Here is an 11293-nt window from a genome sequence, read left to right as displayed (position 1 = left end):
CACCCTAGGGTATAAAAGTCCCATGCAGTACGAACAAGTTAATTAAACCCTGTGTCTACTTTATCGGGGTCAGATCACGCGGCTGATCGCTGACGGCTGAAAGCTGATAGCTCTGTGTTTGGTTTCGCTGCGCTCTACCTAACCTACGCCAGAACTTAATACTTTACCCTTTCAAACTTGCTAACTAGCGGCTAAAAAAGCCCATACTCTTCGGTTTCTTCTGCTTCGTGGCGCATGAGGTGTTCTGGGCGGAAGATGGCGCTTGGGTCTAATAGTAAGCTGTGTTTATGCTTCATTTTAATTAGCCCGCGCATCATGTTTTTAGTTTGTGGGTCAACATCAAAACCAACAGAGGTAAGCTGCTCTAAAGGTTTGATATCTTCTTTCTTAACATTAATATTGTCTTCGACTTTATCGACCAGAAGCCCTATATGAGGTGTTACACCGTCTTTAGTTGTAAAAATGATGATTGGCTTGTAATCAAGGCTTATCTGCTCTCGGGCCGATTCAAACAACCGGTTTAGCTGATTAAGAGTTTGTCGTTTTTTTTCTTCAAATAAAATAATTACAGAATCTTTTGACTGTGTTTTCCGTACTTCTAAAAGTTCGCTAGCCATAACATGTAGTGCATGGTAGGGCTTTTCAAGTTTGGCAACAATGCTCTTAAGATCTTCATTATCAGTCTCGAAATCTTTGTACCAGCGACTAAATGAGGACTTACTTGGATCTAGCGAATTTGTGAAGGATGTTCCAGTAGATAGGTTGTTTTCTAATACATTAAGCCATTCTAAGTGCTCTTTTTCTCTTTCAACTAATAATTCTGAAAGCGCGGCATTTACTTCGTATGTTGACCTGTTATTTAAAACTACCCCCAAATCAAATATGGGGGTCGGCGTGTCCATATAATCTTTGACCCCGATAAAGCTCTTATTTTCATTGGGCAATGACGTTAAATTACCCTCATAACGTTCAGTTAGAAGAATATCAAGAATTTTTAATGAAATGGTCTTGTGCCCAACTCGGAAATTAATCAGATCCATATTTCCCTCAAAGCCTTGTTAAGTCTTTATAGCATAGAACATTATTATGTTTTTAGTGATGGATTTACAAAATTACTTTTTGAAATAGGAGCGGTAGATTTTTTTATTATTTCCAGCACTGTGACTATTAAATAAATCAGCGAATTCAGATGTGTCAGTGAAGAGGCGAGTTAGCTCGGTTAGCAGACATTGATTGTTTAGTGGCGTTGGGCATCTTTGGGCAGCGCTAACCAATGCAACGGCATTCAAATAACCTTCAAATATAATTCTATTCGCTCTCGTGTGATAAGGCTCGATATCTTCAATAAACTGCTTACACCAAGGGTTTTTACAGTTATTAGGGTCAGGTACTACTTCAGTAACCATAATGTTGGCGGGCTGTTTAATTCGCTTGTATAAATCATGACTCGAAACGAAAGACACCGAAGTATAGTCTGGGTTGAAGCTTTGTTTGTTCGCTGCATTAACAAATTCAGCGAGAGGCTCGTAGGTGCCGACTAAACAAATTGCGGTTGCATTACTTTCTTTTAGAAGTGCTAAAGCTTTTGAAATATCATCACTATTGCGCTTAAACCGTGCGACTTCTACAGGTTTAATACCATGTATTTTTAGGGCGTTAACGAGATTGCTCTCTACCATATAACCAAACTCATCGGCTTGGATCATTAAACCAATTTTTTCATGCTTACGCTCTTTAACTAGGTAGTTAATTTGCTCTTTGGCTTCATCTTGGTAGCTCGCACGAAGATTAAATACATTCGGCATTGAGCTGTTATGTAAAAAGTCAGCGCCTGTAAATGGCATTAGAAATGGAATGCGGTGCCTATCCAGTATAGGTTTAATTGCATGGGCTGTTGGTGTGCCCATAGAGCCAAAAATTGCATGGATCTTTTGATCAAATAAAAACTGGCGGGTATTTATAACTGTATTTTTTGGCTCATAACCATCATCAGCTAAAATCAGATCGATACTTTGCCCATTAATACCGTTTTCTTTGTTGATTTTATTAAAGTAAATATTACTGCCAAACGCCAGTTGTTCGCCTATTTGCTTTGCGGGTCCAGTGAGCGCAGTGGACATGCCGAGTTTAATGGTAGGCTGTGCGTGTTCAGCTAAAGCTATCTGAGATAGCAGCAAGGTACAAATACATAAACACTTAATGGCTGTGATTTTGAAGTGATTTATAGTGAGCATACCAACCTTGCACTGCGGTTTTGAACTGTGACTCTAAGTCTTTTTTACCTGTAAAACCGGCTTCTTCGATTAAGCTATTTACAGAGGTTTGCTGTAATACTAGTCGAATAAGGATGAATTTTGTATGTTCATCTAATAAATTTAGACTAATTGGTGTGCTCCAAATCATTTTCCATAGCAATGGCTGTACTTGGAAGAGGTTAATATCACCAGTTAACAGCCGCTCAGCTCTTGCATCTAAGGCAGGAGAATAGCCACTTTTTGGTAAGCGTTTGAATAGCTCTGCAATAAGCTGCCAAGGAAGTGAGCTAAAGTGACCAAGGAGTTGCAAAGAGAGATCTTGCTTAAACTCTTCTATTAACAGTGCTGCACTATCTGAAGTTTGCTTATCTAACGCTTTAATCACTAAAGCAGCATGTTCAGCCGTTGCTTTGTCATGGCTAAATCCAAGCTTAACAACATTAAAGCCATTACTTTGCCAAAACTTAACTAACGCTGCATTTGCGCCAAAGCTGGCACCAAAATAACTACAATTGTTTAATTGGCTTTCGCAGTGGTTTAACAGGGCTGAGCCTATACCTTGCTGATGACATTCAGGTGCAACAGCTATTCTCACGACTCTCGCTGAGTGTTTACACAAATCTTCTGTATTTCGGCTTAATTGAGTCAGAGTTTGCGCCATTAAATGACCATGTGGCCGACGCTTTCCTCTTATAACATGCTCTGCAATCTCAGGCGTTAAGCCACCCTCAATAGCAATTAAGCAAACGGCTTTTAATGCATTTTCTTGTTTGCAGATAAAAAGCTGTAACTCTGGGGCATCAAGCAAGTGGCGTAAGTCGTTTACCGTGGTTTGGTAATGAGCCAACGCCAATAGCGCCATAATTTGGCTAAGCAGCTGCTCATCATCAATGAGTTGCTCTTTGCTTATGTTTTCAAATTGGTAAGACTTACCACTCTGCGTATCTAGGTACTTTGCATCGAGTAGTAATAGTTCGCGTAGGCTATTTTCGAGGGGGTCATACTTGGCAAAACGAATAGGTTCATCCAAAGTAATTGCCTTTAGCGATTTAAATTGGCTACGTAAGTAATGTAAAAAACGTAACGTGTAACCACGCCCATTTCCTTCATAACCAACCATAGTGCTGGCAAATACGATCCGTGGATAACTTTTTAGGATCTGCAATAGCATAGGAACCGGAATCGCTGCTGCTTCGTCGACAAATAACAGATCGCAATCAGGTTTTTCATGTAGCAGTGTATCTGGCGCAATATAGCTAAGGTTAGCTAGTTGCTTACAGTTTTGCTCTTTGCTAACACCAAGCTCAGCGGCTAAATGTTTAAAGCTTGTTTGTACGGCTTTGGCTTGGGTGGCGCAAATTAGGATTCTTTTATCTTGAAGATTTGCTGCTGCAAGCCCTAAAGCGGCTGACTTACCACGACCTCGGTCTGCACTGATCACAAAAGGACGATTAGCGCGCCCTGTTGCGGTTTTAATAATTTGCTCAACACATGCTTGTTGTTGCTGATAATTTATCTCAGCAGTTGCTGGCGAAATAGATTGGTAAGCAGGAGGCGAGTGCTTAGTAAAATAATGTGGCTGCAATTTTAGCTTGGCGAAAAAGCGCTGATTAAAAAAGCTGTGTTTAATTTCTTCGCCATAAGAGGTGATACTTGTGAGTGCTGAGTCTTGCCACTTATCGTCATCGGGCAGCAATAATATCAGTACACCGCCTGCTTTTACGGTACCGGCAAGCGCGGCGAGTTTATCGGCATATAAACCGCTAAAACCATCAAAAATTGCGTGTTGAAACTCTTGGCCAAGAATTTGGTGAGCATTTTTTGGGAACTCACTATTTGCTAATAATGAGCTGCTACTGAAAACATAGGTATTTTTTAGCGCTAATTGGTTTGCAAACTGATAGCACCAAGTTTCGCTGCCTTGCACAATGACAAGCTGGCGATGCTTTGCAATCACCAGCTCATTACATAGCGCTGTTATATACTCATTATAAGGCTTGAAGTCTTGCATACTGTGTTACAAGCCATTTGCTGCCTAGGTCATCAAAGTTCACTTGAATACGTGACTGTGCGCCGCTACCTTCGTAATTGAGTACGGTTCCTGCGCCGAACTTGGCGTGTAATACGCGTTGTCCTAAGTTAAAGCCGCTATCTTCAAATGCGGCATGTGTTACTGAGGGACTAAAACGACCTGCCGCTGGCGGTCTTGAAACCTGTGTTTTAATACGAATTTCTTCGATACAGTCTTCAGGCATTTCACGTAAAAAGCGTGATGGGCTATGGTATTTTTCTTGTCCGTATAAGCGGCGGCTTTCTGCATGGCTAATATATAGTTTTTCCATCGCGCGAGTCATACCAACATAGCAGAGGCGGCGTTCTTCTTCTAAACGACCAGACTCTTCATTACTTTGTTGTGATGGGAACATGCCCTCTTCAACACCAACCATAAATACCAGTGGGAATTCTAGGCCTTTTGCTGAGTGTAATGTCATCATTTGCACTGCGTCTTCGTGCTCATCAGCTTGGCCTTCGCCAGATTCTAGTGAGGTATAAGCCAAAAATCCCTGTAGTGGTGAGCTGAACTCTTCATCTTCAGGAAGTTCGTATTGACCACAAGCACTAATGAGCTCTTCTAAGTTTTCTACGCGGGCACGGCCTTTTTCACCTTTTTCAGCTTGATACATTGCCATTAACCCTGAGGTTTGAATGGCATATTTCGCTTGCTCTTCTAAGGTGAGATCGCTGATTTTATCTTCGATATGCTCAACAAGTTCTAAGAATTTAGTCACGGCACTTGCTGCACGGCCAGATAGGTGTTGTTGCTCTACAATTGCTTTTGCGGCATACCAAAGTGGCAATGACTCATTGCGCGCACAATCACGAATGTGGCTTAGTGTTTTATCACCAATGCCGCGAGCAGGGGTGTTAATAACGCGCTCGAAAGCAGCATCATCTTGACGGTTACCCACTAAACGTAAATACGAAAGTGCATCTTTGATCTCTTGGCGCTCGAAGAAGCGCATACCGCCGTAAATACGGTATTTTAAACCTTCTTGTAGCATCGCTTCTTCGAGTACACGAGATTGCGCATTGTTACGGTATAAAATCGCGGCATCTTGTAATGCATTACCTGCATTTAGCCAGCTACGTAGTTTGCTGCTGACAAAGCGCGCTTCGTCTAACTCATTAAACGCAGCGTAAACAGAAATAGGCTCACCATCATTGCCGTCTGTCCACAGGCTTTTACCCATGCGTTCAGCATTGTTTTTGATCAGCGCATTTGATGCTTTTAAGATTGTTGCCGTTGAACGGTAATTTTGTTCAAGGCGAATGGTTTCGGCTTCGAAGTCAGTTAAAAAGCGTTTGATATTCTCAATTTTTGCGCCACGCCAGCCATAGATACTTTGGTCATCATCACCTACGATCATAATACTGTTAGTGTCACCTGCGAGTAATTTTAACCAAGCATACTGAATAGTATTAGTATCCTGGAACTCGTCTACCAGCATATGGGCAAAACGCTGTTGATAGTGACGTAAAAGTGTTGGGTGGTTTTTAAGTACTTCGTAGCAGCGCAGCAGTATTTCTGCAAAGTCGACTAAACCTGCACGGTCACAAGCCTCTTGATATGCAGCATAGACTTTCAGCATCATCTGCTCATTAATATCGTAGGCTTGAATGTCTTTAGGTCGCAGACCTTCATCTTTTTTCGCGCTGATATACCAACCAAATTGTTTTGCTGGCCATTTTTTATCATCTATGTTCATCGCTTTAAGTAAGCGTTTGATCATACGTTGTTGATCGTCAGAATCTAAAATTTGAAAGCTTTCAGGCAAGTTCGCTTCACGGTGATGGGCGCGCAGAATACGATGAGATAAGCCGTGGAAGGTACCAATCCACATACCGCCAACCGGTGCTTTTAAGGTTTCTTCTACACGAGTGCGCATTTCTTTCGCGGCTTTGTTAGTAAAGGTTACCGCAAAGATGCTGTATGCAGAAGCTTGCTCAACTTGCATGAGCCATGCGATGCGATGAACAAGTACTCGAGTTTTACCAGAACCTGCACCTGCAAGTACTAGCATATTTTGCAATGGGGCTGCGACTGCATCCCGTTGTTTGTCATTTAAGCCATCGAGTAATTCAGAAACGTCCATCGTTACGCCTTTTCAATCTATAATGGGTGGAGTATAACAGGTGTTTATGCAAGGCTAAATAAAATACTGTTTTTATAAACAGCTATTTTGGTAAGTCATTAAAATTGAAGTATGAAAATTGTGAATTTGACCGATTTTTAGCAAAAAAAACTAAAATCAAAATAACGCTACTTTTTAACACTTTGATTTGTAAGCCATAATAAGTTGGCATAAAGTGTGTTTACTAAAAGTATAATCATTAAAAACTACAGAGGTTAGTATGGCAGAGCAAGGTTCTGGCGGTAATGTAATCGCAGCAATATGTAATATCTTTTTTCCTGGTTTAGGGCAATTGGTACAAGGCCGTTTAATGGCGGCTATTGCATTCTTTTTAGCATGGGTTATTAGTGGTGCACTAATTTACGTTGCAGTTGGCTTTATTTTACTGCCAATCGTATACCTATGGGCGATTATTGATGCTGCGCGCTTCAAATCGCGACTCTAGCTATTTTTAATAGCACAAACACGAGCGCCATGTTGGCGCTCGTGTTGCTTAAAGGCTACAAAACTCGCCACGTTTAGCTGCAATCGTTATAATTAGCAGATAACGTATTAAGAGTACCCTCCATGGAATATCAATTTATCCGCGACCCTATTAGCGGTTTACGCATTAAAATCTCCTCTGAGCATGCAGTTATTGGCCGTTGGCTAAACGAAGAAATCGGTAAAGAAAAAATCGCGATGGTACAAGCATTGATCTCTGCGGTTAAGAGCAGTCATGAGCCTTTAACCTTACAAGGTCAAGAAATTGATTTGATCTTAAGTAAAGACGAAGCGCTGTTCGAAGCACATGCGTTACATCAAGACAACGAAGACTTAGTTGCCTACCAAGATGATGATTTAATGCTTGAAGAAGAAGGCTTGTGCAGTGGCTGTGGTTTTGAAGACTTTGTTGATTTAATTGAATCTTGGCAAGAATTTACACAAGGCCGATAAGCAGAAGCATATTCTGCTTATCGGTTGCTAATTTATTGCTCGCTCACTGATTTAACAGCCGCTAGTAATAAATCTTCTGTTAAGCGTACTTTGTAATTTGGGTTGGCGTATTGAAAATTAACTAACCCATTAGTGTCTATAACAAACACTGCAGGTACGGGTAACGCTACTTTCACTTCGCCCTCTAACGAGACAAAGTTAACCCCAAGTTTGTTGCGGTAAATCTTTGCTGTTTTGTCATCTAAGTAAAACGCTAAACCTAACTTTTGTGCCAACAAAAGGCTGTCGTCAGACAATAATTGATAGTTTGGTGAAGTAATTTTTGATTCAGCGAGCTTTTCAGGACTATCTGGCGAAACGGCAATTATCTGTGCTCCTAAATCCGCTAGCTCTTTCTCAATTTTTTGGACATTGGCCAATTGCTTTGAACAATATGGGCACCAGCCACCACGATAAACAATGAGCACAGTCGTTTTTTCTTTAAAACGCTCAGCGAGTGAGACGGTTTTACCGTATTGATCTTTTAACTCAATATTTGGCACTGCTAAGCCGGGTAATAATGGGCTAACTTGCTCTGCTGATTCGGCAATATTGGTTGCAGTCGCAGCAATAACGTGGCTTGATAGTACAAATAGTGCACTAATGAGTAGAGATTTAAACATAGGCTTCCTCGGTTATTTTTATCAACTGCAAAGCAGACCTGATCATATGTGTTTTTATTTCATCAATGACAAAATTGTCTGTAGTATATACATAATTGAAAATGCAAGTTGGGATAAAGAATGTCTGCTAATTTACAAAAACTCGTTGTTATGCTCGAGATGCAAAATGCGATGAATACTAAAGTTCATGAGCAATGGTTTAGCCAAGGTTTTGAATGGTATCGTGCAATTTGGGTTGAGTGTGCTGAAATGCTGGATCACTACGGCTGGAAGTGGTGGAAAAAACAAACCCCAGATACAGAACAAGTTATTTTAGAGTTAGTTGATATTTTCCATTTTGGTTTATCTTTACGTATTGATGGTGAAACCAGCTATGAGCAGTTAGCTGCACAACTAGAAGCTGAGTTAAGTGCGCCAGTTCAAGCCGATGATTTTAAACAAACACTCGAAGTGTTAGCCGCGTCAGCTGTTGCTGAAAAGAGTTTTAATGCAGCCGCATTTGCAGGTTGTATGGCGCAAATCGGTATGGATATCGATGACTTATACCGTGGCTACGTTGGTAAAAACACCTTGAACTTCTTCCGCCAAGATCATGGCTACAAAGATGGTAGTTATATCAAAGTGTGGAATGGCCAAGAAGATAACGAGCACTTAGTTGAAGTGGTAAAAAGCCTAGATACAGAGCATGCAGATTTTGCAAAACTTGTATACCAAGGCTTAGAGCAGCGTTACCCGAAGTAATTATTTAACGGGTATAAACTCGCGAAAATCGATGGTCGATAAAAAGCCATCGAACTGCTTATGCGGTTGCTGACTATCAGGGTTGGCAACCGCAAGTATATGACCAATACCAAACTCTTTTGCCGCATCTAGCACGGCGGGGCTGTCATCCACAAATAAAGTCCGTTCCTTATCAAACTGCCATTCTTGGTGGACTTGTTGCCATAATGGTTGATGCTCTTTACTCACGCCATATTGGTGAGTTGAGATCACCCCATCTAAGTAATTATCGATAGCAGTATGTTCAAACTTTAACATGGCACAATCTGGGTGCGCGTTAGTAAGCATGATCAATTGCTTGCCTGCTTTTCTAAGCTCAGTTAAGAACGGCGGAACATCTTCACGAATTCTGATTAAATGTTGAATGTCACGTTTCAGTGCCATAATTGGTAAATCAAGTTGCTGCTGCCAATAATCTAAACAGTACCAATTAATTTGTCCGTGAACTTGTTGATAACGATGTAAAATGTCAGCTTTTGCTGCGTCTAAACTGATTTTATGTTTACGCGCATATTGCTCGGGAATAACGGTTAGCCAAAAGTAATTATCAAAATGCAAATCGAGTAGGGTGCCATCCATATCTAACAACACAGTATCGATTTTTGACCAATTTAACATAGGCAATTCACTTTAAAAGATTTATGATGAGCATAACTGCCATGATAGCAAATTAATGCCAATGACACAGAAAAAGCATCCTACACCACCGCAAATTTTGTCTAATGAAGTTGTCGCTAAAAGTCGACTATTTACTGTTGAGTCTCTCGAATTGAAGTTTTCAAATGATGAACAAAGGCAATACGAAAGAATTCGTGGCGGTGGCAGAGGTGCAGTGATGATAGTGCCAGTAACGGCCGATAACGAACTGTTATTAGTGCGAGAGTATTGTGCAGGCACCAATGATTATCAGTTGGGTTTTCCAAAGGGCTTAATTGATCCAGGTGAAACACCACAGCAAGCTGCAGACCGGGAGCTTAAAGAAGAAGTTGGTTTTGGTGCTAAGCATTTCGCTGAACTAAAAAAAGTCAGCATGGCGCCAAGTTACTTTAATGCCACGATGCATATTTTGTATGCTGAAGATCTCTATCCTGAAACCTTACCTGGTGATGAGCCAGAACCGCTTGTCGTTGTAAAATGGCCAATAACTGATTGGCAATCATTATTGCAACAAGAAGACTTTACTGAAGCACGAAGTGTCGCAGCTTTGCTATTATTAACAAAGTACTTAGAGTCGGGAGCGGGCAATGAATGATTTTTTAGAACCGTGTATTCGGTTAGCTGAGCAAGCAGGCGATGCCATTATGGCCATTTATCAGCAGGATGATATTGGTGCTGAGCAAAAGTCAGATCATACTCCGGTCACCAAGGCTGACTTAGCATCAAATGATGTATTAATGGCGGGTTTGAAGAGCATAGCCCCCGATATTCCAATTATGTCAGAAGAAACACCGATCCCAGCGCTGGCAGATAGAAAAGATTGGCACCGTTATTGGTTGCTTGATCCTATGGATGGTACCGGGGAGTTTATACTTGAAAGCGGTGATTTTGCAGTCAATATCGCTTTAGTTGAAAATAATCGCCCAGTGCTGGGTGTTATTCATTGGCCAGCGAAACAAGTGACTTATTTTGCAAGTTATCAAAATGGCGCATTTAAACGTGAAAATGGCCAAGATCAACAAATTTCAGTAGCAACACCCGATAATTTAACCTTAGCAGTAAGCCGCAGGCAAAAAATTGAAGCGGTCAGTCAGTATTTAAACACTCAGTTTGCGACGGTAGCATTAGGCTCATGCTCATTAAAAGCCTGTATTATTGCAGAGGGTAAAGCTGATTGCTTTTTACGTATCGGACCAACTGGTGAGTGGGATACTGGTGCGTCACAAGTGATTGTCGAAGAGGCCGGTGGCTGCATTACCGATGCTGAATTCAATCCGTTAACTTACAATCAACGAGAAAGCACAGAAAACCCTGATTTTATCGTGATGGGTCACCCCGATTGGGAGTGGCAAAAAATGATTAGTCCTCATCAGCGTGCATTTTAACTTTGTTTTGTGTGCTTTTTGTTCGCTTGAGTTAAATTTGTCACTATAACCCTTGATTTCTAATCTTATTGCTATATGATAGCGCTCTCTCTGAAACAGGGCGTCGTTAACATGCTCATGTTACTAAGAGATTACAGGCGCGGGATGGAGCAGCCTGGTAGCTCGTCGGGCTCATAACCCGAAGGTCGTCGGTTCAAATCCGGCTCCCGCAACCAATTTTTAAAAGATTGGTGTAATGTTGGAACTATAAAGGTCGTCGTCACGGCGTGAGGCATTCACTCTTCACCTTCACAGCTCCCGCAACCAACTTCTTAAATTAAGTGAGAAGTAAAATAAGCTTAATATTCAGGCGCGGGATGGAGCAGCCTGGTAGCTCGTCGGGCTCATAACCCGAAGGTCGTCGGTTCAAATCCGGCTCCCGCAAC

At 41.4% G+C, this 11293-nt stretch carries 11 protein-coding genes and 2 tRNA genes; 7 read left to right on the top strand and 6 right to left on the bottom strand.

What is annotated here, in order from left to right:
- Positions 1–191: 191 nt before the first annotated feature.
- From ISP07_RS20280 to uvrD, 4 genes are all read right to left on the bottom strand, one after another.
- Positions 192–1040 carry a CZB domain-containing protein gene (locus ISP07_RS20280; protein WP_138619624.1) on the bottom strand — a complete coding sequence of 283 codons (849 nt, stop codon included), beginning with the start codon at positions 1038–1040 and terminating at the stop codon, positions 192–194.
- A gap of 72 nt (positions 1041–1112) precedes the next feature.
- Positions 1113–2234 (bottom strand): ABC transporter substrate-binding protein, encoded by a 1122-nt coding sequence (locus ISP07_RS20275; protein WP_209328698.1) that lies wholly within the window; start codon positions 2232–2234, stop codon positions 1113–1115.
- Positions 2197–4266, bottom strand: coding sequence for a GNAT family N-acetyltransferase (locus ISP07_RS20270; RefSeq protein ID WP_209328697.1), 2070 nt, complete (start codon positions 4264–4266; stop codon positions 2197–2199). The genes ISP07_RS20275 and ISP07_RS20270 overlap by 38 nt, the downstream gene beginning before the upstream one ends.
- Positions 4244–6409 (bottom strand): DNA helicase II, encoded by a 2166-nt coding sequence (uvrD, locus tag ISP07_RS20265; RefSeq protein WP_209328696.1) that lies wholly within the window; start codon positions 6407–6409, stop codon positions 4244–4246. The genes ISP07_RS20270 and uvrD overlap by 23 nt, the downstream gene beginning before the upstream one ends.
- Positions 6410–6668: 259 nt before the next feature.
- Between uvrD and ISP07_RS20260 the strand changes: the two genes are divergently transcribed.
- Together ISP07_RS20260 and ISP07_RS20255 are read left to right on the top strand one after the other, a co-directional pair.
- Complete coding sequence (locus ISP07_RS20260; protein WP_054554878.1) at positions 6669–6893, top strand: hypothetical protein; 225 nt, start codon at positions 6669–6671, stop codon at positions 6891–6893.
- A 122-nt stretch (positions 6894–7015) separates the two neighbouring features.
- Complete coding sequence (locus ISP07_RS20255; protein ID WP_138602657.1) at positions 7016–7384, top strand: YacL family protein; 369 nt, start codon at positions 7016–7018, stop codon at positions 7382–7384.
- Positions 7385–7416: 32 nt separating this feature from the next.
- On the opposite strand, the gene ISP07_RS20250 is transcribed toward ISP07_RS20255, so the two are convergent.
- Positions 7417–8046 (bottom strand): peroxiredoxin-like family protein, encoded by a 630-nt coding sequence (locus ISP07_RS20250; RefSeq protein WP_209328695.1) that lies wholly within the window; start codon positions 8044–8046, stop codon positions 7417–7419.
- Positions 8047–8166: 120 nt separating this feature from the next.
- On the opposite strand from ISP07_RS20250, the gene ISP07_RS20245 reads away from it, so the two are divergent.
- A complete protein-coding gene (locus ISP07_RS20245) occupies positions 8167–8787 on the top strand; it encodes a dUTP diphosphatase (protein WP_209328694.1) in 621 nt (206 codons plus the stop codon).
- Here the strand turns inward: ISP07_RS20245 and yrfG are convergent, their stop codons facing one another.
- Positions 8788–9444 (bottom strand): GMP/IMP nucleotidase, encoded by a 657-nt coding sequence (gene yrfG, locus ISP07_RS20240; protein ID WP_054554874.1) that lies wholly within the window; start codon positions 9442–9444, stop codon positions 8788–8790.
- A gap of 61 nt (positions 9445–9505) precedes the next feature.
- Here yrfG and nudE point away from each other — a divergent pair, with 61 nt between their 5' ends.
- The 4 genes from nudE (at position 9506) to ISP07_RS20220 (ending at position 11292) form a co-directional block, all read left to right on the top strand.
- On the top strand, positions 9506–10078 hold the full coding sequence (gene nudE, locus ISP07_RS20235) for an ADP compounds hydrolase NudE (RefSeq protein WP_171037179.1): 573 nt from the start codon (positions 9506–9508) through the stop codon (positions 10076–10078).
- On the top strand, positions 10071–10868 hold the full coding sequence (gene cysQ, locus ISP07_RS20230; RefSeq protein WP_054554872.1) for a 3'(2'),5'-bisphosphate nucleotidase CysQ: 798 nt from the start codon (positions 10071–10073) through the stop codon (positions 10866–10868). Before nudE ends, cysQ begins: the two co-directional genes overlap by 8 nt.
- Positions 10869–11006: 138 nt before the next feature.
- Positions 11007–11083, top strand: a tRNA-Met gene (locus tag ISP07_RS20225).
- 135 nt (positions 11084–11218) lie between these two features.
- A tRNA-Met gene (locus ISP07_RS20220) sits at positions 11219–11292 on the top strand.
- Position 11293: the final 1 nt, after the last annotated feature.

This window comes from Pseudoalteromonas sp. PA2MD11 (genome assembly GCF_017808125.1).
In the GTDB taxonomy this organism is placed as follows: domain Bacteria; phylum Pseudomonadota; class Gammaproteobacteria; order Enterobacterales; family Alteromonadaceae; genus Pseudoalteromonas; species Pseudoalteromonas simplex.
The sequence above is the reverse complement of the archived record's forward strand: the minus strand, read 5'-3'. Positions and strand labels throughout refer to the sequence as shown.